This window comes from uncultured Salinicola sp., assembly GCF_937921195.1.
In the GTDB taxonomy this organism is placed as follows: domain Bacteria; phylum Pseudomonadota; class Gammaproteobacteria; order Pseudomonadales; family Halomonadaceae; genus Salinicola.
On record NZ_CALFQK010000175.1, the window covers coordinates 50,676 to 75,907 of the forward strand.

Below are 25,232 nucleotides of genomic sequence, written 5' to 3' on the forward strand. Positions count from 1 at the left end.
CGGGCCGGCGGGACATCAGCGGTTCAGGCGATCCTTGACCGCGCGGCCGCCCTGCATGATCAGCGACAGGTGCTGGCCCTGGCCGGTCAGCAGGCTCATGTCCTCCAGCGGGTTGCCGTCGACCACGATCAGGTCCGCCCACGCCCCCGGCGCGACACAGCCGATCTCGCCCTCCATCCGCAGCAGCTTGGCCGCCGTGGAAGTGGCACTGCGGATCACCTCGTGGGGCGGCAGCACCTGGGAGCGGATCACGAACTCCTCCGACTGGTGCGGATGCATCTCGCCGAGCAGGTCGGTGCCGTAGGCCATCTCCAGCCCCGCCTCGCGCATGGTGACCAGGCTCTCGAGCCCGGCCAGCCGTACGTCGTCGATCTTGGCCACGGATTCCGGCTTGAGACCATAATCGGCGCCTTCGATCTTGAGCCGTTCGTAGGTCACCAGCGTCGGGCAGGCCATGGCGCCGCGCTCGGCGGCCAGGCGGGCGGTGTCCGCCTCGATCAGGTTGCAGTGTTCGAGCGATCGCACCCCGGCCTCGACGGCGCGGCGAATCGCCTCGTCGGTGTAGAGGTGCGCGCTGACGTAGGTCTGGGCGTTGCTCGCCTCCTCGACGATGGTCCTGAGTTCGTCCACCGAGAAGCTCAGGAAGTCGATCGGATCGCTGGGCGAGGAGACGCCGCCGTTGGCCATCACCTTGATGAACTGGGCACCGGCCTTGATCTCCTGGCGTACCGCGCGGCGCACCGATTCGACGCCGTCGCAGATCCGCCCCATCGAACCGAGCCGGCGGGTCTGGTACTGGTCGTCGCGCTCGTCATAGAAGCCGCGGTAGTCGTTGTGACCGCCGGTCTGGGAGAGCGCCTTGCCGCAGATCACCAGCCGCGGGCCGACGAAGAGCCCTTCCGCCACCGCCTGCTGGATGCCGCGGTCGGCACCGCCGACGTCGCGAACGGTGGTGAAGCCACGCATCAGCATGCCTTCCATGATCGGCGTTGCGCGGGCGGCGACCAGCGCGTCCGGCAGCAGCGCGTTGGCGCCGAGATCGGCGGTGGTGGCGATGACGTGGACATGGCAGTCGATCAGGCCGGGCATCAGCGTGCGCCCCTCGAGATCGATCACGCGGGCGTCCTGGGGCGCCTCGATCGGCGCATCGGAGACCTGGGCGATGCGGTCGCCCTCGATCAGGACATGCACGCCGGTCCGCGGCTGCGGGGAGGAGCCGTCGACCAGGCTGGCGTTTCGGAACAGGACAGCTTGCGAGGAGAGTGCGGAGGAGCGTTCGGTCATGGCTTGGGCTCTTGTGGGTGACTCGAATACGGCTTGAGCCTACCCAGCGCCTCGAGCCCGTGAAAAGCGCTAAAAACGCATGGCAGCATGCGGTCAGCGCATCGATCCCCCGATCACTCCCCCTGCGGCGATATTTCCAGCAGCCAGCGCTTGAAACAGCGCGTGGCGACGTTCTCCCGGCGCTCGTCCGGGGTGATGAGATAGTAGCCGCCGCCGTGGCTCGCCCAGTGGTTTGACGCCACCACCAGGCGCCCACGTTCGATCTGGCTGTCGATGACGTGGCGCCAGCCCAGCACGATGCCCTGCTCGAACACCGCCATCTCGACCAGCGTCGGGTAGTGATTGAAGATCACGGCCTGGGTCGCCGGCGAGATCGTCACATCGTGATATCGAAACCAGTCGCGCCATGAAATCCACAGGCTCTGGGCATCCTCCAGGGTCAACAGCGTCTCCTGCAGAAGATGCTCGGGCTCGAGCTTCTGATGCTCGCCGAGACCGTAACGCTCGCGGCACGCCGCGAGGTAGGCGGGTGCGCAGACCGGAAAGACTTTCTCGGGAATCGCATAGGTGGTCTCGAATCCCGGCAGCGCCGCCTGCTTCAGGTAGTAGAGCCCGATGTCGAATTCGAACGACGACAGCGAGGTCACGCCGTCGCGTACGATCAGGCGCAGCTTGAAGTTGGGGTACTGGCGCCGGAAATCGCCCAGCCGGGGCGCCATCCAGAACTGGGCCACCCCGGCGGTACAGGCCACCGTCAACTCGTTCTCGCCGGTGCTCTTCATCACCTCGGCGGTGGCGTTGACGCAGTCGTCCAGGATCGAGCGCACCTGCAGCGCGTAGGTTTCGCCCGCCCGGGTCAGCGTCAGCTGGCGCTGCTCGCGGATGAAGAGCTTGCGGCCCAGAAACTGTTCGAGATGGACGATCTGACGACTCACCGCGCTCTGGGACAGGTTCAGCTCGACGGCGGCACGGGTAAAGCTCATGTGTCTCACCGCCGCTTCGAAAGCGATCAGAGCGTTGAGCGGCGGCAGCGGCGACATGCGCATGAGAAGCTCCAGGGAGGCGGCGGAGAGGGCCAGGATACGTCATCGCGCCGGCGGGAACGCTAGTCGCGATCGCGGATGAAGTCGATGAAGGCGCGCAGTGGGCCGGGTACCAGCCGGCGATCGGCGTAGTAGAGATAGGGGCCGGAAAACCGTGGCCACCAGGGTTCGAGTACCGGCATCAACGCACCGCTTTCCAGGTCGGGCCGGAGCCACTGCTCGAACAGCATGATCAGGCCGACGCCCTGCCGCGCGGCGTCGACGCCGAGATCGACCCCGCCACCGATACTGACCTCCAATGGCCCATGGGGCTCGATACGGATCAGCTCTTCGCCTTTTTCGAACTCCCAGACCGCCAGGTTGCCATTGGTGAAACGGCCGTAAATGCAGGCGTGGTCGAGCAGATCCCGGGGATGTTCGGGGGTGCCGCAGCGGGCCAGATAGTCGGGCGACGCGACCAGCGCGAAACGCTGCTCGCGCGGGCCGATGGGCACGGCGATCATGTCCTGCTCGAGGCGCTCATCGTAGCGAATGCCGGCGTCGTATCCCGCCGCGAGAATATTGGTCACCGCGCTGTCGGCGGTGATCTCCACGCGAATTTCCGGGTAGGCCTTGAGGAAGTCGGGCAGGATCGAGGGCAGCACCAGTCTCGATGCGCTGACCGGCACGTTGAGCCGCAGCGTACCGGCCGGGCGATCCTTGAAGCCGTTGACCGCATCCAGCGCGCTTTCCACCTCCGCCAGCGCGGGCGACAAGCGCGCCACCAGCGCCTCGCCGGCTCGCGTCAGCGTCACCGCCCGAGTGGTGCGATGGAACAGTCGAATGCCGAGTGCGGTCTCCGCACGCCGCACCGCATCGCTCAAGCGCGAGGCGCTGGTACCGCTCAGTCTCGCGGCTTCCCGAAACCCCTTGGCTCTGGCCACCGCCAGCACGACCTGAAGATCACCGAGATCGGCGCTCATTGTGCACTTTCCCGTACGCCCTGTATGGATTGAACGGAATAGTCGCACAGCATCGGCAGGCCTACCATGCAGGACTCACAAGAGCGTCCACCATCCGTTATTCGATACAGGAGTGAACCATGTCTCTCATCGACAAGGCCGGTACATATGCCCTCGGCGATCGTCGGGTCAAGCGCCTGGGCTACGGCGCCATGCAGCTCGCCGGCCCCGGCGTGTTCGGTCCGCCCAGGGATCCGGCACGGGCGTTGCGGGTGCTCGAGGAGGTCATCGCCGCCGGTATCGATCATATCGACACCTCGGATTTCTACGGCCCCCACGTCACCAACCAACTGATCCGGCAGGCACTGCATCCTTATCCCGACGATCTCTGCATCGTCACCAAGGTCAGCGCCCGACGCGATGAAACCGGCGCCTGGCTGCCCGCGCTCTCCCCAGCCGAGCTGACCCAGGCGGTGGAGGACAACCTGCGCAACCTGGGCCTGGAACAGATGGAGGTCGTCAACCTGCGCAGCATGCTGGACGTCCACGGCCCGGCGGAAGGCTCGCTGGAGGCGCCGCTGACGACCCTGGTCGAGCTCCGCGAGCGCGGCCTGATCAAGCACATCGGGCTGAGCAACGTCACCGCCACCCAGGTCGCCGACGGACAGAAGATCGCCCCCATCGTCTGCGTGCAGAACCAGTACAACCTGGCCAATCGCGCCGACGATGCGTTGATCGACCGGCTCGCCGCGGACGGGATTCCCTACGTGCCGTTCTTCCCGCTAGGCGGCTTCACGCCCCTGCAGTCGGAAACACTGTCCGAGGTGGCGCAGACCCTCGACGCCAGCCCGATGCAGGTGGCGCTGGCGTGGCTGCTCAAGCGCTCGCCCAATATCCTGCTGATCCCCGGCACCTCGTCGCCCGAGCATCTGCAGCAGAATATCCAGGCGGCCGCGATGGAGATACCTGATGCTCAAATGGCATTGCTCGATCGTATCGGCAGCGAGTAACGCGGCCGACATCGGGGCATCCGGCGCAGCGTGACGGTCTAGGGCAACGTCGCCAGGCGCTGCCAGAATTCCTCGGCAGCGGCAGGCAGCGCCGCCCTGGCCCGGGCGACGTGAATCTCGACCGGTATGTCCCAGGCCGGTCCGAACGCCCGGACCAGTTGACGACCGCGCCACTCCGACTCCGCCAGGATGAGCGGGAGCCAGGCCATCCCCTTGTTCTCCAACGCCATCGACATCAACACTGCCGCCAGGTGGCTCGAGAACAGCGGCGCGCGCGAGGCGAACTCGGCATCGCTGCGCAGGCGGTGGGAAACGATGCGCCCCAGCCCGGAAGCGTCGGTGTAGGCCAGATACGGAACGGCGGGATCGTCCACCGGCGGGAATTCGGGATCGAAGCCCGCCGCTGCGTCCTTGCCCTCGCCGAGTTTTCTGCCCAATTCCGCACCGATCAGCGGTACCAGCGTGTCCTGCGCGATCCTTCGACTCTCGAATCGGCCCGGATCGAGTCGCGTGGGCACCTCCGGGTGACGGTGGCTGAGCAGAAAATGTACCCGCCCCTGCATCAGCCTCTGCTCGCATTCCGCCATGCTCTCGGTGTGCAGCTGCAGCGCCTCGAGCGGCGCGCCCTTCTCGATCTGACGAATCCAGCGCGGGAAGAACGTGAACGACAGCGAGTGTGTCGCCGCAAACTGCAGGGTTCGCGCGGTCTTGCCCGCCACCTCCCGAACCTCTTCGCGCAACCGATGCAGGCGGGTGGCGGACTCCAGCGCACCGCGATGCATCGCCCGCCCGGCTTCGGTCAGCGACGTCCCCTGGGGCGTTCGCGTGAACAAGGTGACGTCCATCCACGCCTCCAGCGCGCGTATTCTTCGGCTGAAGGCCGGCTGGGTGATATGGCGCGCCTCGGCGGCGCGCACGAAGCTGCCGTGCTCCGCCAAGGCGATGAAGTCCTCGAGCCAGACCAGTTCCATGGGTGGAGTCCTGTGAGAGGGTTACCAATGGCAATGCCGTTTCGGCATGTCAAACCCCGTTAATAGCATTGGCTGGCGAGTCGACGCCACCGTTATCGTGGCCTCTCCTTCCTCCACGAGTGTTCAGCCATGCGTATCGTCGATATCCGCGAACAGACCGCATCGATCGCCTCTCCCATCGCCAATGCCTACATCGATTTCTCCAAGATGACCTGTTCGGTCGTCGCGGTGGTCACCGACGTGATCCGCGACGGCAAGCCGGTGATCGGTTACGGCTTCAACTCCAACGGTCGCTACGGCCAGGGCGCGCTGATGCGCGACCGCTTTCTGGCCCGGGTGCTGGAAGCCGACCCCGAGACGCTGATCGATCACGAACACGACAACCTGGACCCGTTCGCCATCTGGAAGACGTTGATGACCAACGAGAAGCCCGGTGGCCATGGCGAGCGCTCGGTGGCGGTCGGCACCATCGACATGGCGGTCTGGGACGCCGTGGCCAAGATCGAGGGCAAGCCGCTCTATCGGCTGCTGGCGGAGCGCTACCGCGATGGTCAGGCCGACGACAAGGTCTGGGTCTATGCCGCCGGCGGTTACTACTATCCCGGCAAGGACCACTCGAAGCTGCAGGAGGAGATGCGCGGCTATCTCGATCGCGGCTACAGCGTGGTCAAGATGAAGATCGGCGCCGCACCGCTGGATGAGGACCTGCGCCGGATCGACGCGGTGCTGGAGATCGTCGGCGACGGCAGTCGACTGGCGGTCGATGCCAACGGCCGCTTCGACCAGGCGACGGCCATCGCCTACGCCGAGGCACTCAAGCCCTACAATCTGTTCTGGTACGAAGAGGCCGGCGATCCGCTCGACTACGCGCTGCAGGCGGAGCTCGCGAACCACTATGAGTTGCCGATGGCGACCGGCGAGAACCTGTTCTCGCATCAGGACGCCCGCAACCTGCTGCGCTACGCCGGCATGCGCCCGGATCGCGACTACCTGCAGTTCGACTGCGCGCTCTCCTACGGTCTGGTGGAGTATCTGCGCACGCTCGATGTCATGGCCGGGATGGGCTGGTCCAGCCGTCGCGTGGTACCCCACGGTGGCCACCAGATGTCGCTCAATATCGCCGCCGGCCTGCACCTGGGCGGCAACGAATCCTACCCGGACGTGTTCCAGCCCTTCGGCGGCTTTGCCGACGGCATCCGGGTGGAAGATGGCTACGTCGCTCTGCCCGACGTCCCGGGCGTCGGGTTCGAAGCGAAGTCGGCGCTCTACCAGGTCATGCGCGAACTCGGCGGCGAGTGAAGGTTGTGCGCATCGGCGTCAAAAGATATGTTATAAAATAACATTAATGATATCGATGAGCACTCATGAACCTCACCGTACCGCCGCTACCGGATGTCGCCGCTGGGCGCGAATCGGAACTGTCCCAGGGCGCCTCATACCGCGCCCTGCAACATGTCGGCATGCAGGGCATCGCCATCCGGCTGCAATGGGAGGATGGCACTCGGCTGCCGGCCACCGCCGACGTCGGTGTCGATCTCGCCGCCGGCCAGCGCGGCATCCATATGTCGCGCCTCTACCGCCTGCTCGACCGCCTCGACGAATCGCCGTTGACGCCGGACCGGCTGGACGCCCTGGGGCATGCCCTGCTGGATAGCCAGCACGACACCAGCCAGCGCCTCTATCTGGCGCTGCGTCTCGATCTGCCGCTGCGGCGCCGTGCCCTGCTCAGTGACGCCAGCGGCTGGCGCCACTACCCGCTCACGCTGGCCCTCGAGGGCAGCCATCAAGGCCTGACCCGGACCCTGACCCTCGAGCTCGACTACGCCTCCACCTGCCCCTGCTCGACGGCACTGGCCAGGCATGCCATGGCCCGCGACTGGCGCCACTGGGCCGAGGAGCAGAACACCGCGAACCTCGACGCAGACGCGGTGGCTGACTGGATCGAACGCAGCGGCAGCTTCCCCACGCCCCACAGCCAGCGCAGCCGGGCCGCGATCGCGCTGCGCCTGGCCGAGGCGGCCCCCTTCGCGACGGCGGCGCGCATCGACGCCCTCGAGCAGACCCTGCAGACACCGGTGCAGACGCTGGTCAAGCGCATCGACGAGCAGGCCTTCGCCGAGCGCAATGGCGCCAACCTGATGTTCTGCGAGGATGCCGCGCGACGGCTGGCCGAGCAGTGCGAGGCGCAATCCGACGTGCTCGGCTATCGCGTCGACATCACCCACGCCGAGAGCCTGCACGCCCACGATGCCGTGGCCCGGGCCGAGCGCGATTTCGAGCCCCGCTGACACGACGGGAGTGACGCCAGCGCATCGCGCGTGCCGGCGCACCACGCCGGGTTCGGCGTCCATTCGTCGAACCTAGCCGATGGTCGGACGGTCGTCGGGCCTTCCCCCTCATACAGTGTCACCAAGCCCCGGCGAGATGGGCCGGGACAGGCACTGCAGCGGGAGGGATCCATGAGTCGCTATCAGGACGAGTACCGCACCTCGATCGAGGATCCGGAAACCTTCTGGATGCGTCAGTCGCGACGCCTTCCCTGGTTCGCGCCACCGTCCCGGGCGCTCGCCTACGACGCGAGCGGACACGCCCGCTGGTTCGGCGATGGCGAGCTCAATCTGTGTCACGCCGCCCTCGACCACCACGTCGAGCAGGGGCACGGCGAGCGCACCGCGATCTACTGGGACTCTCCGCTCAGCGGCCAGCAGCGGCGCTACAGCTATCGTGAGCTGCGCGACACCACCGCCCGCTGCGCCGGCGCGCTACGCGGGCTGGGCGTCACCCCGGGCGATCGCGTGGTGATCTACATGCCGATGGTGCCGGAAGCGCTGATCGCGATGCTGGCCTGCGCGCGTCTCGGCGCCATCCACTCGGTGGTGTTCGGCGGTTTCGCGCCGCGAGAGCTGGCCGCGCGGATCGAGGATGCCAAGCCCAGGGTGGTGATCGCCGCCTCCTGCGGGCTCGAACCCGACCGGGTGATACCCTATCAGCCGATCGTGCGCGAGGCGCTGTCGCGCAGCGCCCACGCGGTGGCCCACTGCGTCTACCTGCAGCGCGACGCCTGCCGCGCCGAGATCGGCCCCGACGAAGCGGCGTGGGAGACGCTGATGGCGGCGGCCGAGCCCGCCGACTGCGTACCGGTGAAGGCCACCGACCCGCTCTACATCCTCTACACCTCCGGCACCACCGGCAAACCCAAGGGCGTGGTGCGCGATACCGGCGGCTACGCGGTGGCGCTGCACTACTCGATGGAAGCGATCTACGACATCGCCCCGGGAGACGTCTTCTTCTCCGCCTCCGACGTGGGCTGGGTGGTCGGCCACTCCTACATCGTCTACGGCCCGCTGCTGCGCGGCGCCACCAGCGTCGTCTACGAGGGCAAGCCGGTGCGTACCCCCGACGCCGGCGCCTTCTGGCGGGTGATCGAGGAGTATCGAGTGAAGAGCTTCTTCACCGCCCCGACGGCCTTTCGCGCGATCAAGAAGGAGGATCCCGATGCCCGCCAGATGGAGGGCTACGATCTCTCCTGCCTGCGCTCGCTGTTCCTGGCCGGGGAGCGCCTCGACCCGCCCACCTATCACTGGCTCAAGGCGCATCTCGACGTTCCCATCGTCGATCACTGGTGGCAGACCGAGACCGGCTGGGCGATCGCCGCCGATCCGCTGGGGCTTGACCCGGTGCCGACCCGTGCCGGCTCCGCCACCTTTCCGGTGCCGGGCTACGATGTGCGCATCCTCGACCGCCACGGCGAGGAGGTGGGCGCCCTGACCGAGGGCAGCGTGGTGATCAAGCAGCCGCTGCCGCCGGGCTGCCTCGCCGGCATCTGGGGCGACCCCGAGCGCCTGCACTCGGCCTACCTGGCGACCTATCCGGGTTACTACCTTACCGGTGACGGTGGCTATTTCGACGAGGACGGCTACCTGTTCGTGATGGGCCGTACCGACGACGTGATCAACGTCGCCGGCCACCGGCTCTCCACCGGCGAGATGGAAGAGGTGCTCGGCTCGCATCCGGCGGTGGCCGAATGCGCGGTGATCGGGACGCAGGACGCGCTGAAGGGGCAACTGCCGCTGGGCCTGGTGATTCCCAAGGATGGCTTCGATGGCGACGACGCGAAGCTGGAGCGGGAGCTCGTCGCTCTGGTCCGGGAACGGATCGGCCCGGTGGCGAGCTTCAAGCAGGTCCGGGTCGTGGATCGGCTGCCCAAGACCCGCTCCGGCAAGATCCTGCGCCGCGCGCTGCGCCAGCTCGCCGACGGGGAGACCTTCGACGTGCCCGCCACCATCGACGACCCGACAAGCCTGGAGGACGTTCGCCAGGCCATCGCCACTCTGCATGGGGCCGAATCCGCGGAGCGGGATGATTGACGCGACACGCCGTTCAGGACGACTCCGACTGGGGCCCGAACAGGGCATTGAGCGGCAGGTGGGATTTCGAGAAAGGTGACTTGATGACCACGTAGTTGAGATACTTCTCGATCCCCACCTCCTGTTCGACCAGCCCTTCGATGAGCGCCTGGTATTCCGCGATGCCACGGGTCACGAACTTGAGCAGATAGTCGAACCCGCCCGAGATCAGATGGCACTCGATGCAGTCGTCGATCTTCGCGACCGCCTGCTGGAACCGATCGAAGTCGATCTGGCGGTGGTGGGAGAGCGTCACCTCGGTGAACACCGTCAATATCTCGTCGAATTTCGCCAGGTCGATCAGTGCCGAATAACCGGTGATGTAGCCTGCGGCCTGCAGCTTCTTCACCCGCATCAGGCAGGGACTGGGCGACAGGTGGACCAGTTCGGCCAGCTCGACGTTGGGGATGCGGCCATTTTTCTGCAACTCGGTCAGGATCCTGAGATCGGTACGATCCAGCTTCATTCTTGTCTCCCCCAAAGTCGGATACCTCGCGGCGGGGCCTTGGTGACATGCGATGTATCGACATATCTTCGCAACGATGCCCGAAAAGAGCGGGCAAAAGATTCGCGCCCGTAACTTGCCCCCCAGGGCACGATATTGAAAACTGCAGAACGATGGAAACCCCACCCGCCAGGCGGCATAGGCGTGCCACCGGCGCCGAGGCGACGCCAACGGGAAGCAGCCCTGGACTCATGACGTCATCCAAACTCGATCGCATCGATGTCTCCATCCTGACCGAGCTGCAGCGCGACGGACGCATCACCAATGCCCAGCTCGCGGATCGCGTGGGGCTGTCGCCCTCCCCCTGTCTCTCCCGGGTCAAGCGGCTGCAGCAGGCCGGCTACATCGAGAGCTACAACGCCCGCCTGAATCTTGCCCGGCTCGGCTCGTCGATGACGCTGTTCGTGGAGATTACGCTGAGCAACCACCGCCGCGACAGCTTTCAGCGCTTCGAGGCGGTCATGGCGGCGACTCCGGAAGTGATGGAGTGCCACCTGGTCTCCGGCGGCTACGACTATCTACTGCGCATGCTCGTGCCGCGCCTCTCCGAGTTCCAGAGGCTCATGGAGAGCTGGCTGGAGCAGGACGTGGGGATCGCACGCTACTTCAGCTACGTGGTGATGAAGACCCCGCTGAACCGGGCCGAGGTCCCGCTACGCCAGCTGATCGGGGACGATGCCCACGACGATGCCTGATCGCGACGCCGGCCTCAACCGAGCGTATGCGCGGCCAGGCCGAAGGTCCGGACCGGCCCGTCACCGCCTCTCTGCTTGCCCAGGCGCATCTGGGTGACGGTGTCGAAGGCGTCGAGTCCCGCGGCGTCGAGGAAAGCGAAGAACGTCGGACTGTCGCAGAGGGTGTCGATGCGCAGGAACTGCCCGACATGGCGCCGGAGGAGCGGCGCGATCAGCGCCGTCGCCATCGCCTCGTCCTCCGCCACCACCGGTCCGATCACGCGTCCCCGGCCGAAGTCGCGAATCAGCGCGAACCCCGCGGGCGCGCCGTCGCGTACGGCCACCGTGCCCTCGCTGACGGCGAAGAGTGCGTCCAGCACCGCGCGGCGCTCGGCCCCGAAGGCCATCTGGTCGAGCGCCCGCAACGCCGCCTGGTCCGACGCCTGAAGCGTGCGCACCGGGCACGCCGAAACCACCTCGGGCAGCGGCCCCTCGCGCACGATGCCCTGACGCTGATGGATCGTCGCCACCGGCACGAAGCCGGCGCTCTCATACAGGCGGTAGGCCGCCCGCGTCGCGTTCAAGCGCAGATCGCGACCGCCGCAATCCGCCAGGATCCGGTCCAGCAGCCAGCGCCCCGCCCCCAGCGTCTGGAGCCGCGGGGCGGTCATCATCATGCCGATCATGGCGAAATCCTCGCCCATCTCGAAGTACATGCCGGACGCCAGCACGCGCTCGATCTCGTCCATCGCGAGATACCCACGCCCCAGCGACATCAGCAGCGTCACATCGCGCGCCCGGTGAGGCCAGGAAACGCCGACGCAGAGCTGATGGAGGTGATGGAGATCACCGCTCTCCAGCGGCCGGGCCGCGGCCACGAATGCATCCACTCTCTGCGTCGTGGAAATATCGGTAGGGTTCATGCCTCCTCCTGGAATACCCGGTCCACGGGAGCGACGCCCGGGACGCAGGTCGTCGCCATCGCTCACACCGGAACAGTCTAGCGGCGCCCCTTCCCGGCCACCGCACGTTTTCGCCAACTCTCGCCGATTTGGCGCCGGCGGCGCCCCGCCACAGCGGAATCTGCGCTGAAGCCCGCCAATTCGGCAGATATCGCCGCCCAGTACGGCACAACGACATTCGCTGCCCCGCCGTTGTCGTAGCCTGAAGCCTTCCCTTCGAAGGAGAGGTTCATGGCACTGCTCTACAAGGCCGACCCGGTGAGAGGAGAGCGCTGGCGGGCGCTCTTCGCACGACACGCCCCCGACATCGAGTTCCGCCAGTGGCCGGATGTCGGCGATCCTGCCGAGGTGCGCTACCTGCTGGCCTGGGAGCCACCCAGCGATCTCGCCACCCGCCTGCCCGCCCTCGAGGTCGTGTTCGCCACCTCCGCCGGCATCGATCAGTTCGATCTCTCGCAGCTGCACGCCGGCATGCCGCTGGTGCGCATGCTGGACCCGGCGCTGGAGACCGGCATGGTCGAGTACGCCAGCTTCGCCACGCTGTGGCTGCATCGTCGCCTGTATGACTACGTACGCCAGCAGCGCGAGTGCCAATGGCAGGCCCATCCCCTGGTCGCCGCCGAGCAGCGCCGTGTCGGCATCCTCGGCCTGGGCCAGCTGGGACAGGCCATCGCCACGCGCCTGAGCGGCTACGGCTTCCCGGTCAGCGGCTGGTCGCGCAGCCCGCGCCAGTTGCCAGGGATCACCTGTCACGCCGGTCCCGACGGGCTGAAGCGCTTTCTGGCCTCCAGTGACATCCTGATCTGCGTCCTGCCACTGACCGATGCCACCCGCGGCATCCTCGATCGCGAGCTGTTCGCACTGTTGCCCGCGGGCGCAGCGCTGGTCAACATCGGCCGCGGCGAGCACCTGGTCGACGACGACCTGCTCGAGGCGCTGGCGTCGGGGCAGCTGTCGGCGGCGGTGATGGATGTGCTGAGCCAGGAGCCGCCGGCGCCGGACCACCCCTTCTGGCAGCACGAACGCATCCTGCTGACACCCCACGTAGCCGCCATGACGCAGCCGGAGAGCGCATTCCCGGTGCTGCTGGACAACCTGCGCCGCCACCAGCGCGGCGAGTCGATGGTCGGCCGGATCGACCGCCAGCGCGGCTACTGAATCGCCGCTCCCGCCCCGGCGAGGTTCAGGCCGGGGCCTCCGCCAGCGCGAGCGTGCGGTTCTCCAGCCAGCCGGGGCGCAACTCCGGCACCGAGCCGATCAGCTTGCGCGTGTAGTCGTGGCGCGGCGCCTCGAGTACCGCTTCGCAGCTCCCGAACTCCACGCACTCGCCATGGTAGAGCACCATGACGTCGTCGCAGAGCGCGCGCACCGTCGAGATATCGTGGCTGATGAACAGGTAGGCGACGCCCAGCTCCTGACGCAGCTCCGCCAGCAGCTCGAGAATCGCCGCACCGACCACGGTATCCAGCGCCGAGGTCACCTCGTCGCAGAGAATCAGATCCGGCTTGGCCGCCAGGCAGCGCGCGAGGTTGACGCGCTGCTTCTGGCCCCCGGAGAGCTCGCCGGGCTTGCGATCCAGCAGGCCGGTGGGCAGCTTGACCAGCGCCATGAGCTCGTCGATCCGGCGCCGCCGCTCGGCACGGTCCAGGTGGAAATAGGTCTCCAGCGGCCGGCCGAGCAGCCGCCGTACCGAATGGGCCGGGTTGAGCGCGTTGTCGGCGCTCTGGAAGGCCATCTGGATGCGCCGGAACTGATCCGGCGTGCGGCCGCGCAGCGTCGGCGACAGCGGGGTGCCATCGAACTGTACGCTGCCATGGCAGGGGGCGATCAGCCCGGCGACCGCTCGGGCCAGGGTCGACTTGCCGGAGCCCGATTCACCGATGACCCCGATGGAGCGGCCCGCGTGCAGCGTGAGATCGATCCCGCGCAGCACCATCGCCGACGGCTCGCCGTCGCGGTTCGGCTTGCCGTAGCCGACATCGAGCCGCTCGACCTCCAGCAGCGGCTGCCCCGCGGCGGCCGGCATCGAGTCGGCCAGGCGCGGCGGCCGGGTCGCCGCCAGCAGGCTGCGGGTGTAGGCGTGCCGGGGCCGCTCGAGAATCTCTTCGATCCGGCCCTGCTCCTGCTCGCAGCCCCCGTTGAGCACCAGTACCTGGTCGGCCATCTGGGCGACCACGGTCAAGTCGTGGGAGACGTAGATCGCCGTGGTGCCGCGCTCGCGCATGACCCGCTTGAACGCGAGCAGCACCTCGACCTGGGTGGTCACGTCCAGCGCCGTGGTCGGCTCGTCCAGGATCACCAGCGCCGGATCGGTGAGCAGGGCCATCGCCGCCATCACGCGCTGCAGCTGCCCGCCCGAGACCTGGTGAGGGTAGCGCTCGCCGATGTGCTCGGGGTCGGGCAGCGCCAGATCCCGGAACAGGCCGATGGCCTTGTCCCGGGCGGTGCGGCGATCCATCACCTTGTGCAGCAGCGCCGCCTCGATCACCTGATCCATCAGCGAGCGCGAGGGGTTGAACGCCGCCGCCGCGCTCTGGGCGATGTAGGCGACGCGGTGTCCGCGCAGGGCTCGCGTCGCCACCGGTGAGAGCGACAGCACCTCGGTCTCGCCCAGGCGCACGCTGCCACCGGCGATACGACACCCGCGCCTGGCGTACCCCAGCATGGCCAGGGCGATGGTGGTCTTGCCCGACCCGGACTCCCCGATCAGCGCCAGCACCTCGCCCGGCTCGAGCGAGAAGCCGATCCGGCTGACGATACTGCGTTCTTCCCCGCCGTCGGGGGTCGCGACGATCTCGAGGTCGCGAACGATGAGCGATTCGCCTTGCATGGGTCACTCCTTCTGCGTCGCGCGGCTGGTGGAGAGGCTATCGATCAGCAGATTGGCGCCGATGGTCAGCGTGCCGATGGCCAGGGCCGGCGCGATGACCGCGATCGCGCCCTGGCTCAAGCCGCCGATGTTCTCGCGCACCAGCGACCCGAGGTCCGCCGCCGGCGGCTGCACGCCCAGCCCGAGAAAGCTCATGCCGCTGAGCAGCAGCACGATGAACACGAAGCGCATCCCCATGTCGGTCAATACCGACTGGATCATGTTGGGGAAGATCTCGCGGGCGGCGATGTAGAGTCGCCCCTCGCCCCGGGTGTGGGCGACCTGAACGTACTCCATCGTGGCCAGATTGGTGGCCAGGCTGTGGGCGATCCGGAAGGCCCCGGGGGCATAGCTGAGCACGGTGGCCGTGATCAGCAGCGGGATCGAAGCGCCGAAGGCCGACACCATCACCAGCGCCATCATCTTGCTGGGGATCGAAATCAGGGTGTCGAATACCCGTCGCACGGACTCCTCCAGCCACTTCGGCAACAGCACCGAGAGCATGCCGAAACCGGCGCCGATCAGGCTGGAGAGACAGGCGGCGACCAGGGCGAGGCCCACGGTATAGCGAGCGCCGGTCAGGATCCGGCTGAGCATGTCGCGGCCCATGTAGTCGGTGCCCAGCGGGTAGGCGGCGCTGATCCCGCCGAACATCTGGTCGGAGACGAACGCCCCCATCGGATGGGGTGCCAGCAGCGGCCCGAACAGCGCCACCAGAATCCAGAAGCCGAACACGCCGAGCCCGATCCAGCGCGTCAGCTGGAGCCGGCGGCGATTGCGACGCCGAGGGGCGCCGACGGGGAGATGGCTGCCGTGGCGCAACCGCTGGGGAGTATTGGCCTTGGGGTGCGGCATCGTCTTGAGCGAGTTCATCGGTTGCGCAGCCTCGGGTTGGAGAGAATCGCGCAGATGTCGGCCAGCATGACCAGCACCAGATAGGTGCCGCAGAACAGCATGGCGCAGGCCTGCACCAGCGAGAGGTCGCGGTTGGATACCGCGTCCACCATCAGGCTGGCGATCCCCGGGTAGTTGAAGATGGTCTCGACGATGATGACGCCGCCGAGTAGATAGGAGAGGCTCAGCGCGACGGCATTGGCGATCGGCCCGACCGCATTGGGCAGGGCGTGGCGCATGACCCGGCGGATCGGCGGCACGCCCTTGAGCTGCGCCATCTCGACGTAGGGGCTATCGAGCTGATCGATCAGCGCCGCACGGGTCATGCGAGCCATCTGCGCGATGAGCACGCAGCAGAGCGTCAGCACCGGCATGGCGTAGATCTTCATGGCGTCGCCCAGCGACTCGATCGTGGAGACGTAGGAGAGTGCGGGCAGCCAGTTGAGCTTGACCGCGAAAATTAGCACCGCCAGCGTGGCCACCAGGAACTCCGGCACCGCGACCATCGACAGGGTCACCAGATTGAGCAGGCGATCGATCAGGCCGCCGCGGCGCATCGCCGCCACCACGCCCATGGTGATGGCGATGGGCACCGAGACGAGGGTGGTGATGCCGGCGAGGATGAGGGAGTTGGGCAGGCGATCGTTGATCAGTTGGGCGACCGCCATGCCGTTGCTCGCCGACTGACCGAGGTCGCCGGTGACGAAACCGGACAGCCAGTGCCAGTAACGCACGATGGCCGGCTGATTGAGCCCCAGTTGCGCTCTCAGCGCAGCGACCTGCTCGGGCGTGGCGAACTGGCCCAGAATCTGCTGGGCCGTATCGCCGGGCAGCAGCGAGGTGATGGCGAAGATCACCAGCGATACCAGAAACAGGGTCAGCAGACTGGCGCCCAGTCGTCCAGCCACGAGACCAAATAGGGTGTTGCGCATGGGTCGTCTCCGACTCGAGTGCCCCGATCGCGCCTCACCCGCCCCAGGGCGAGGTCGGCGCCGACCGGCGCTTGCGTTGACGTGCGAGTCCCGGCTCAGCCCTTCCACCAGACGTATTCGGCGAACAGGTAGCCCATGAAGGATCCCAGCGGCACGGTCCGGTCCATGCCGCCGATCCGGGAGTCGTAGCCCTCGAGATCGCTGAGAAAGACAGGAATCCCGATGCCGCCCTCGTCGTGGATCAAGGTCTGCATGTCGGCGTACATCTGCTTGCGCTTGGCCTCGTCGGGCTCGCCCCGCGCCGCGACGACCAGTTGATCGAAGTGCGCGTTCTTCCATCCCGACTCGTTCCACGCGGCGCTCGACAGGAAGAACTGGGAGAGCAGGATATTGGCGGTCGGTCGCGGGTTGATGTTGCCGAAGCCCAGGGGATGCTTCATCCAGTGGTTCGACCAGTAGCCGTCCGCCGGCACCCGGTTGATGTTGAGCTTGAGACCGGCCGCCGCCGCCGACTGCTGGAGCAGCACCGCCATGTCCTCGGAGTAGTTGGCGGCGGGCGAGGCGACGAGCGGGACGGTGGCGCCGGCGACACCGGCCTGCTTGAGCAGGGAGGCGGCGCGTTCGGGATCGTATTCCCGCTGGGGCAGGCCGTCGAAGTAGTAAGGCGTGCCCGGTGCGATGGGCTGGTCGTTGGCGATCTCGCCGTAGCCGCGCAGCGCCACGCGCTTGATCTGCTCGCGGTCGAAGAGACACTTCATCGCCTCGCGGAACGCCGGCCGACTCGTCGGCTGCTGGTCGAAGCGCATGACCAGGTCGGTGTAGTTGCCGGAGTTGGTCGCCTTGAGTAAGCCGTTGTCGCTCTGCTTGATCCGCTCGGCGAAGTTGCCGCTGAGGTTGTTGATCATCTGCACGTCGCCGGAGAGCAGCGCGTTGACCCGGGAGGATTCGTCGCTGATGCCGACCATCTCGATGGCGTCCAGATACGGATACCCCTCGCGCCAGTAGTTCTCGTTGCGCACACCGACAGAGCGAACCCCGGGCGAGAACTCCTGACAGCGGAACGCGCCGGTGCCGTTGCCTTTCGAGAAGTCCTGGGTGCCATCGGCGACGATGACCAGATGCGAGACGGCGAGAATCGAGGGCAGTTCGATATTGGGCGACGAGAGGTTGAATTCGACCCGGCGCTGATCGAGTGCCCGTATGCTCTCGATCTGCTCGACCATCGACAGCACCTTGGAGCCGACCGCGGGCTCCTTGTGGCGCATGATCGAGTAGATCACGTCCTGGGGCGTGAGCGCCTTGCCATCGTGGAACGTCACCCCCTGGCGCAGGACGAAGATCCAGTGGCTGCCGTTGTCGGTGGTCTCGAAGCTCTCGGCCAGGCACGGCTGCGGGCGCAGGTCCGGGTCGAACTGGGTCAGGCCGTTGTAGAACATGTAGGCACGACAGTAGTCGATCGCCGTCGAGCCCTGCGCCGGATCGAGCGAATCCTTGGTCGAGGAGGAGTGGGCGGCGACGCGGATACGCCCGCCGCGTTGCGGCGACGCCTCGCCCTCCGCCGCGAAGGCCGGCGACAAGCCGGGCACCCCGCCCACGCCCATGGCCAGCACGCCGGCCGCGCCGAGCAATTTCATGGCATCGCGCCGGGACAGCCCGCGCTGCATGGCCCGATAGATCTGAAGACTCTCCTGGGGAGAGGTCAGCTGGTCGCTCTTGTTGTCGCGACGGTTGTCGTGACTGTTGTTGTCGTGACGCGTCATTAGCCTTCTCCTAGATCGACTGGAATTGTTATGGAACTCGGATTTAGCGCTTACTGAATGACGGCTTCTCCCTGGCCATGGGTACGGATCGATGCCTTCGGTCGAGCTTCCCGCTCGAGCGATATGGGAACGGTGGCGAGATCGACGCTCAGAGCCCGACCAGTGCCGGCAGGCCACGGATATCGGCAATCTCGGTGGCGCCGTAGCCGGCGCAGTAGGGCTCGTGCCCCCGCGCCACGAACGCCTTGTTCTCGATCCCCATCAGCGAGGCCGAGATCAGGTCGTAGCGAAAGCTCGAAGAGACGTGCAGCAGCTCCTCGGGGCGGCAGCCCAGGGTGTCGATCATGGCTTCGAAGGCGGCCAGGCGGGGCTTGTAGACCTTGAAGGTGTCGGCGGTGAACACCTCGTGAAACGGCACTTCCAACTTCTCGACATTGGACATGATCTGAGTGTCATCGGCATTGGAGTAGATCACCAGCGGAATCCTGCCGGCGATCTTCGACAGCCCCTCGATCACGTCGGGATGCGGCCCCCAGGTGGGCACCGCCTCGTAGTAGCGCATGCCTTCGTTGTCGCGATATTCGACGCCCCAGCGCCGGCACGTCCGCTCGAGGGCGGTACAAAGGATCTCGGCGTAGGGCTTCCACGGCCCCAGCACCTCGTCGAAGCGATAGGCGCCGAAGTCCTTCACGAAGCCATCCATGCGCCCGGCCTCGGGAATCCGGTCGGCAAATATCTCGCGGGTCAGACTCCCCATCTGGAAGTTGGTCAAGGTGCCGTAGCAGTCGAAGGTGATGTACTTGGGGCGCATGATGTCGCTCATGGGGCTTCGTCCTGTCGTTGTGGCGTTGCTGTGGCAGTGCTGTGGCGTTGTCGTGACATGCCGGGGCCATGGGCCACCGGCGATCTGGACGGCTCGGGATGCCAGCGCGAACCGGTGCCGATCCGATCGCCTTCATTACAGCACCTGGTCCACGGTGGCTGACGCTGAAAGCGGGTGCCGGGCTGGCACAAATCGCCCTTTTTGGATCCAGGAACAGCACAGGCTGCGGCGACGGATTCACATCATCTCGGGCTGTCGGATGCGACTGCCATCGGAAAAGCGCGACAGATGGAAAGGGGCCGGGTCCACCGCCGGCGTGGCACCGGTGGCGATGTCCGCCGCCAGTTGCCCGGACGCGGGACCGATGCCGAAGCCGTGGCCGCTGCAGCCGGACGCGACCGTGAAGCCCGGGATCGCTTCGATCGGCGAGATCACCGGCACCAGATCCGGTGTCGTATCGATCATGCCGGCCCAGGCACGTGCCAGATGCACCCCCTTCAGCGCCGGATACTCGGCGTGCAGCCCGGCCAGCGTCGCCCGGGCCAGCGCCATGTCCGGCATGGGGTCGAGAATGCGCTGCCGTTCGAACGGCGAGACCTGGTCGAACTCCCAGCGTCCGGCCGCTTCCGGGCCGCTGAAGAAAGAGCGCCCCAGCCTGATCTGGAGCTTCTTGGCCAGCTTGCTGCGATAGGCGCTGTAGAATCGGGTGGCGTAACGCAGCCCCTGGGGGCTGATCTCGACCCGGCCCAGCCCGGGCATGGCCAGCGTATAGCTGCCATCGAGCCGCCGCCGCAGCGCGATTTTCGGTGTGGTCAGGCAGCCGGGAGTCACTTCGGGCGCCGCCGTGGTTTGAATGGCGGTGCCCATGATGTTGGCCGAGGGCAGGTCCACCCCGTGACGCCGGCAAAACCGCGAGCTCCAGGCGCCCCCCGCGCAGATCACACTCGAGGTGCGGATCAACCCGCGCTCGGTCCATACCCCGCTGACACGGCCCGCGGTGAGATCCAGTCCTCGCACCGCACAGTTCTGATGCACAGACGCGCCGTGCGCCTGGGCGCCGTGCGCGATCGCCGGACACGCCATGGCCGGCTCGGCACGACCGTCGGTGGGCGACCAGACCCCGCCCAGCCAGCGCGAGGTGGTACCGGGCGCGCGCTCATGCGCCTCCGCGGCGCTCAGCATCTGGCCGACGAAGCCCTGTTCGCGGGCCTGGCGCCCCCAGGTTTCCCAGTTATCCAGGCTCTCCTGGCTGTCGGTGGTATAGACGATTCCGCTGCGCCGAAAACCGACGTCACGCCCGACCTCCTTCGACAGGGCCTCCCAGCGGCTCAGGCTGTGCATCGCCAGCGGCAGCTCATACAGGGCGCGGTTCTGTTGACGCACCCAGCCCCAGTTGCGACTCGACTGCTCGCAACCGATCAGCCCCTTCTCCAGCAGCGCCACCGAGATACCCCGGCGGGCCAGCTCATAGGCGGCACAAGTGCCCAGGATGCCGCCGCCGATCACCACCACATCCACCTGCTCGGGAAAGTCGGGACTGTCAAAAACGGGATCCACATTGACGAACATGATCGAGAGCCTCTTGTCGGTTTGGACGACGCCAGCCAGGCCGGCGACGTATTGGATGGGGGATGCGGAACCTCACGGGGTCAGGTCGACCAGCACGCTCTTGTGGTGCAGATTGGCCTCGTAGGCCGCCCGGCCCAGGTCGCGGCCGATCCCGGAACGCTTGTAGCCCCCCGTGGGCAGGATGTAGTCGCGGCTGCGTCCATAGCGGTTGACCCACACGGTGCCCGCCGACAGCCGCCGGACCGCCCGCAGCGCCCGCCCCAGGTCGGCGGTATGCACCCCCGCCGCGAGCCCGTAGATCTCGTGTTCGGCCAGGCCCAGCGCCTCCTCTTCGTCGTCGAAAGCCTGGATCGTCAGCACGGGGCCGAAGATCTCCTCCCGCACGGCCGGATTGTCGGAGGCCCCCACCTGCAGGATCGTCGGTCGATAGAAGCAGCCCCCGCTCTCGGTGTCGAAGCGGGTTCCGCCGGTGAGGAGCTCGGCCCCGGCCTCGCGGGCGCGGGAGACGATCGTCTCCACGCGTCTGGCCTGGGCGTCGGAAATGAGCGGCGAAAATCGCGTACCCGCATGCCAGGTCAAGCCCGGCTCCAGCGTGGCGAAGCATTGCTGCAGGCGCTCGACCAGCGGTTCCAGCAGCGGCCGCTCGACCAGCAGTCGCGAGCCGGCGACGCAGACCTGGCCGGCGTTGCCGGTGATGGCGGCGGCCAGGGTCTGCGCGGTACGGTCGAGATCGGGCACGTCGGCGAAAACCAGTTGCGGACTCTTGCCGCCCAGCTCCAGCGTGACCGGTTTCGGTCCGGTCTCGGCACAGGCGCGCATGACCGCGCGCCCGGTCCCGGTCGAGCCGGTGAACGTCACCTTGGCGACACCGGGATGCCGGCAGAGCGCCTCTCCGGCGACCGGTCCACTGCCCTGGATCACGTTGAATACCCCGGGGGGAACGCCCGCCTCCACCGCCAGCGTGGCCAGCCGCACCGCCGAGAACGGCGTCATCTCCGAGGGTTTCAAGACCACCGTGTTGCCGGCCGCCAGCGCCGGCGCGACCTTCCAGCAGGTCATGCTGAGCGGGAAGTTCCACGGCGCGATGGCCCCCACCACCCCGAGCGGCTCGGCGATCTGCATCCCCAGATGATCGTGCGCCGTGGCCGCCACTTCGCCACCGCACTTGTCGGCGAACTCGGCGAAGAAGCGAATGCCTTCGGCGGTATAGGGCACATCCCAGGCGCGGGCCTGGTCGATGGGCCGGGTGGAACCGAGGGACTCCAGCGCCGCGAGATAATCGATGTCGGCCTCGATCAGATCCGCCCAGCGGCGCATCGCCCTGGCCCGGTCGCGCGGCGGACGACGCGCCCAATCGCTGCCGCCGAACGCGCGCCGCGCGCTGTCGACGGCGGCATCGACACACCCGGCATCGGCACTGGGCAGCATCGCGTAGACCTTACCGTCCGACGGCCGGGAAACCGGGAGCGTCCCAGTCTCCTGGACGAGACGACCGTGAATGTAGTGCCCGCCAGGAAGGGAAATGCGATCGGGATCGAAGCTCGCCATGGGGGACCTTGCCGTGAGGGATACGTGGAACGACATCGAGTCGGGAGACCTCGAAAGCCACCGTCGTCGTCTGCTCCCATCGTATGGCGGAACGTCCAGCACAGGGTGCCGAGTGTCCACCTACCTGGCGCAGTTGATGCGCCGAACCGCCCCTCTCTCGGTGCATTCTGCCGAATTCCGATAATCCGTAGGTCCCGCGTGGCGGGCTGCGTCTCGCGCTGAGTAAAGTACCCGCCCAGGAGCCTGCGATAGCGGTCGTTGCCGGATCACCGCTCCTGCGCCATCGACTACAGGAGAACGCCGACATGCCCCACGCCCCGACTGCGGAAATCCATCCGTCATCCCGCGATGCCACGCTCGGCTATCGCCGTTTCGATACCCAGGACCTCGACGATGCCGTGCTGCTGTCGCGCCGGCTCGGCTGGCCCCACCGACGCGAGGACTGGGCCCAGATGCTCGAGGTCGGCCAGGGCATCGCCCTGCGCAGCGACAGCGGCCAGCTGGTGGGCACCGGCTTCTGCACCGACCACGGGAGCATGGCGACGATCGGCCTGATCATCGTCGACGACGCCTGGCAGGGGCGCGGCCTGGGGCGCGAGATCATGATGCATCTCATGGCCCTGGCCGGTGAGCGACCGATCGCCCTGGTAGCGACGACGGCAGGCGCTCCGCTCTACCGCAAGCTGGGTTTCGAGACCTGCAATCTCGTCTGTCAGTACCAGGGCATCATCGAGCCGACTCCGGCGCCGTCGATGCCGAACCTGCGACAGATACGAGCCTCGGACAGGGACGCCCTGCTGGCGCTGGTGCCCGGCAACCCCGTTCACGCACTGGCGGTGCGCGAGGCCACCCACGGGGTGGTGCTGGCGGTGGAGGGGCGAATCGAAGGGTGCGCGCTATGGCGGGATTTCGGACGCGGCCACCATATCGGGCCGATACTCGCCGACTCCGACACGGCGGCCCGCGCGCTCATCCAGGCCCTGTTCGCCGAGCATGAAGGCAGTTTCGTGCGACTCGACCTGGTCGATCCGGACCCGGACGACGACTGGCTGCAGTCGGCGGGGCTGCGCTGTGTCGAGCGCATCGAGCGGATGCGGCGCGGCGTGCTGCCGGAGATTCCCGGCCCGGCTCGCGTCGGGTTGACGACACAGACGATGGGGTGACCTCATGCCCCACTCGCCTGCGACGCAGGTCACGGCGCTCTACCGGCGACGAATAGCCAATGGCAAGAGCAAGATGGCGGCCTGGGGGCGGCGATGCGCAAGCTGATCCAGATCGCCTACGGGGTCCTCGAGACGCAAACCGAATACCAGCCACAAACCGCTCGATGAGACGGTTGTGACCGGTCAGGGGAGAGGGTATCTAGCCGAATAGCCCTTTCAAGGTATGCGGCTGGCTACGCAGATACTGCTTGGGCGCGTGCACGCTGGCGCCGAGCTTGGCGGCGGCGTGCCACGGCCAGCGCGGATCGAAGAGCATGCCGCGGGCCAGCGCCACGGCGTCGGCTTCACCGCTGAAGACGATGCCTTCGGCCTGCTCCGGCTCGGTGATCAGGCCCACCGCGATCACCGGCATGGCGACCTCCTGCTTGATGCGACGGGCGAACGGCACCTGGTAGCTGGGGCCGACATCGAGCGCCTGGCGCGGGTCGAGCCCCCCACCGGAACAGTCGATGAAGCTGCAGCCTCGGGCATCGAGGGCCTTGGCCAGCGCAACGCTCTGCTCCAGGTCCCAGCCGCCCTCGACCCAGTCGCTGCCGGAAATGCGAACGCCCACCGGCTTGTCCGACGGGAACACCTCGCGCACGGCATCGAAGATCTCCAGCACGATCCGCATCCGATTTTCCAGGCTGCCACCGTAGGCGTCTTCGCGCCGGTTGGAGAGCGGCGACAGAAATTCATGCAGCAGATAGCCGTGGGCGGCGTGGAGCTCGATCAGCTCGAAGCCGAGGCGCTCGGCACGCCTGGCCGACGCGACGAAGCCCGCCTTGAGCGCTTCGATATCGTCGAGGCTCATCGCTTTCGGCGGACGCTGATCGGCCTGATAGGGCACATCGGAGGGCGCCAGGGTCTGCCATCCTCCCGCGTCCAGACTCAACTGCGCGCCGCCTTCCCAGGGTGCCTGGCAGGAGGCCTTGCGCCCGGCGTGGCCCAGTTGAATGCCGATCGGCATCGGTGAATGGGCCCGTACCGCCTCCAGCGTGCGCGCCATCGCCTGCTCGTTGGCGTCGGAATAGAGCCCGACGTCCCCTGGGGTGATGCGCCCTTCCGGCGCCACCGCCGACGCCTCGATCACCAGCAGCCCGGCGCCGGAGAGCGCCAGGTTGCCGAGATGGATGGTGTGCCAGTCGGTCATGTTGCCGTGCTCGTCGGCGGAGTACTGGCACATCGGTGAAATCATGATGCGATTGGCCAGCTCGAGCCCGGCGAGCTCGAGCGGCGTAAACAGCTTGGGAGAGGCCATGAATCCTGTTCCTGAGATGGATGATGGCGAAAATGTAGCTTGCTAATAATTCTTTGGCAATGCCTGCCTCTCGATGACGAAAACAAAAACCCACCGGGCGGTCGTCGAGGTCGCGAAGTGGGCATCAGGAGAACGGCGACCATAAAAAACCCCGGTGAAGCCCACAAGGGACTACCGGGGAAGCTCTGGTGGAGACCAGACCACAGCGAGGCGGCACCAGCGAGCCGGCCACGATGGACTCAGGCGGCAGCGGCCCACTCGGGAAAGGGGTCCGGCAGCGTCACCCAGTAGTCCTTGCCGCGCGCCAGTTCGTCGTCGGTGAGCAGGCAAGCCTCGAGGCGCCGGCGAATCTCGACGGCATCCAGGCCCTGGCCGATGAAGACCAGCTCCTGGCGCATGTCGCCGAAGGGTTCCTGCCACTTCTCCAGGATGGAGGCGCGGTATTCGGGATCCTGCGGCCAGCGCGACTCGGGCACCGCACGCCAGAACAGGCCGGCGAAGCCGTGGTGGGCGATGCCGCCGGCCTGGCTCCACTGGCCGGCGTACTGCGGCCGGCTGGCGAGCCAGAAGAACCCCTT

At 67.1% G+C, this 25,232-nt stretch carries 22 protein-coding genes; 7 read left to right on the forward strand and 15 right to left on the reverse strand.

The window, feature by feature from the left end:
• Positions 1-15: 15 nt before the first annotated feature.
• The 3 genes from Q0602_RS21370 to Q0602_RS21380 form a co-directional block, all read right to left on the reverse strand.
• Complete coding sequence (locus Q0602_RS21370; RefSeq protein ID WP_298847855.1) at positions 16-1,284, reverse strand: amidohydrolase family protein; 1,269 nt, start codon at positions 1,282-1,284, stop codon at positions 16-18.
• A gap of 113 nt (positions 1,285-1,397) precedes the next feature.
• A complete protein-coding gene (locus Q0602_RS21375; protein ID WP_149435390.1) occupies positions 1,398-2,330 on the reverse strand; it encodes a LysR substrate-binding domain-containing protein in 933 nt (310 codons plus the stop codon).
• A 59-nt stretch (positions 2,331-2,389) separates the two neighbouring features.
• Complete coding sequence (locus Q0602_RS21380) at positions 2,390-3,289, reverse strand: LysR family transcriptional regulator (protein ID WP_298847857.1); 900 nt, start codon at positions 3,287-3,289, stop codon at positions 2,390-2,392.
• A gap of 119 nt (positions 3,290-3,408) precedes the next feature.
• Between Q0602_RS21380 and Q0602_RS21385 the strand changes: the two genes are divergently transcribed.
• A complete protein-coding gene (locus Q0602_RS21385) occupies positions 3,409-4,278 on the forward strand; it encodes an aldo/keto reductase family oxidoreductase (protein WP_298847860.1) in 870 nt (289 codons plus the stop codon).
• Positions 4,279-4,316: 38 nt separating this feature from the next.
• On the opposite strand, the gene Q0602_RS21390 is transcribed toward Q0602_RS21385, so the two are convergent.
• Positions 4,317-5,249, reverse strand: a complete 933-nt coding sequence (locus tag Q0602_RS21390) for a LysR family transcriptional regulator (protein WP_298847862.1) — start codon at positions 5,247-5,249, stop codon at positions 4,317-4,319.
• 129 nt (positions 5,250-5,378) lie between these two features.
• Here Q0602_RS21390 and Q0602_RS21395 point away from each other — a divergent pair, with 129 nt between their 5' ends.
• The 3 genes from Q0602_RS21395 (at position 5,379) to Q0602_RS21405 (ending at position 9,616) form a co-directional block, all read left to right on the forward strand.
• On the forward strand, positions 5,379-6,548 hold the full coding sequence (locus tag Q0602_RS21395; RefSeq protein ID WP_295036104.1) for a mandelate racemase/muconate lactonizing enzyme family protein: 1,170 nt from the start codon (positions 5,379-5,381) through the stop codon (positions 6,546-6,548).
• Positions 6,549-6,613: 65 nt separating this feature from the next.
• Positions 6,614-7,537, forward strand: coding sequence for a GTP cyclohydrolase FolE2 (gene folE2 / locus Q0602_RS21400; RefSeq protein ID WP_298847865.1), 924 nt, complete (start codon positions 6,614-6,616; stop codon positions 7,535-7,537).
• A gap of 171 nt (positions 7,538-7,708) precedes the next feature.
• Entirely contained in the window at positions 7,709-9,616 is a 1,908-nt protein-coding gene (locus Q0602_RS21405) for a propionyl-CoA synthetase (RefSeq protein WP_298847866.1), read from the forward strand.
• A gap of 13 nt (positions 9,617-9,629) precedes the next feature.
• Here Q0602_RS21405 and Q0602_RS21410 read toward each other — a convergent pair whose 3' ends face one another.
• A complete protein-coding gene (locus Q0602_RS21410; RefSeq protein WP_298847868.1) occupies positions 9,630-10,121 on the reverse strand; it encodes an Lrp/AsnC family transcriptional regulator in 492 nt (163 codons plus the stop codon).
• A 230-nt stretch (positions 10,122-10,351) separates the two neighbouring features.
• Here Q0602_RS21410 and Q0602_RS21415 point away from each other — a divergent pair, with 230 nt between their 5' ends.
• Positions 10,352-10,855 (forward strand): Lrp/AsnC family transcriptional regulator, encoded by a 504-nt coding sequence (locus Q0602_RS21415; protein WP_295036100.1) that lies wholly within the window; start codon positions 10,352-10,354, stop codon positions 10,853-10,855.
• 14 nt (positions 10,856-10,869) lie between these two features.
• On the opposite strand, the gene Q0602_RS21420 is transcribed toward Q0602_RS21415, so the two are convergent.
• A complete protein-coding gene (locus tag Q0602_RS21420) occupies positions 10,870-11,757 on the reverse strand; it encodes a GNAT family N-acetyltransferase (RefSeq protein WP_298847871.1) in 888 nt (295 codons plus the stop codon).
• A 270-nt stretch (positions 11,758-12,027) separates the two neighbouring features.
• Between Q0602_RS21420 and Q0602_RS21425 the strand changes: the two genes are divergently transcribed.
• Complete coding sequence (locus Q0602_RS21425) at positions 12,028-12,954, forward strand: glyoxylate/hydroxypyruvate reductase A (RefSeq protein ID WP_298847873.1); 927 nt, start codon at positions 12,028-12,030, stop codon at positions 12,952-12,954.
• A gap of 25 nt (positions 12,955-12,979) precedes the next feature.
• Here the strand turns inward: Q0602_RS21425 and Q0602_RS21430 are convergent, their stop codons facing one another.
• The 7 genes from Q0602_RS21430 to Q0602_RS21460 form a co-directional block, all read right to left on the reverse strand.
• The gene (locus Q0602_RS21430; protein WP_298847876.1) at positions 12,980-14,626 is read right to left on the reverse strand and encodes an ABC transporter ATP-binding protein; all 1,647 of its coding nucleotides are present in this window, start codon (positions 14,624-14,626) and stop codon (positions 12,980-12,982) included.
• 3 nt (positions 14,627-14,629) lie between these two features.
• Positions 14,630-15,538, reverse strand: a complete 909-nt coding sequence (locus tag Q0602_RS21435) for an ABC transporter permease (protein WP_295036096.1) — start codon at positions 15,536-15,538, stop codon at positions 14,630-14,632.
• On the reverse strand, positions 15,535-16,491 hold the full coding sequence (locus Q0602_RS21440; protein WP_295036095.1) for an ABC transporter permease: 957 nt from the start codon (positions 16,489-16,491) through the stop codon (positions 15,535-15,537). The genes Q0602_RS21435 and Q0602_RS21440 overlap by 4 nt, the downstream gene beginning before the upstream one ends.
• A 95-nt stretch (positions 16,492-16,586) precedes the next feature.
• A complete protein-coding gene (locus Q0602_RS21445) occupies positions 16,587-18,251 on the reverse strand; it encodes an ABC transporter substrate-binding protein (protein WP_298847879.1) in 1,665 nt (554 codons plus the stop codon).
• Positions 18,252-18,399: 148 nt separating this feature from the next.
• Entirely contained in the window at positions 18,400-19,074 is a 675-nt protein-coding gene (locus tag Q0602_RS21450) for a haloacid dehalogenase type II (protein WP_298847881.1), read from the reverse strand.
• A gap of 237 nt (positions 19,075-19,311) precedes the next feature.
• Positions 19,312-20,643, reverse strand: a complete 1,332-nt coding sequence (locus tag Q0602_RS21455; protein ID WP_298847883.1) for an FAD-binding oxidoreductase — start codon at positions 20,641-20,643, stop codon at positions 19,312-19,314.
• Between the two features lie 72 nt (positions 20,644-20,715).
• Positions 20,716-22,191: an aldehyde dehydrogenase family protein gene (locus Q0602_RS21460; RefSeq protein ID WP_298847885.1), complete on the reverse strand. Its 1,476-nt coding sequence runs from the start codon at positions 22,189-22,191 to the stop codon at positions 20,716-20,718.
• Positions 22,192-22,496: 305 nt separating this feature from the next.
• On the opposite strand from Q0602_RS21460, the gene Q0602_RS21465 reads away from it, so the two are divergent.
• Entirely contained in the window at positions 22,497-23,354 is an 858-nt protein-coding gene (locus Q0602_RS21465) for a GNAT family N-acetyltransferase (protein WP_298847887.1), read from the forward strand.
• Between the two features lie 199 nt (positions 23,355-23,553).
• On the opposite strand, the gene Q0602_RS21470 is transcribed toward Q0602_RS21465, so the two are convergent.
• Together Q0602_RS21470 and Q0602_RS21475 are read right to left on the reverse strand one after the other, a co-directional pair.
• Complete coding sequence (locus Q0602_RS21470; protein ID WP_298847888.1) at positions 23,554-24,654, reverse strand: NADH:flavin oxidoreductase/NADH oxidase; 1,101 nt, start codon at positions 24,652-24,654, stop codon at positions 23,554-23,556.
• 239 nt (positions 24,655-24,893) lie between these two features.
• Positions 24,894-25,232: GTP-binding protein (locus Q0602_RS21475; protein WP_298847890.1), on the reverse strand; the 339-nt coding region annotated here is incomplete at its 5' end.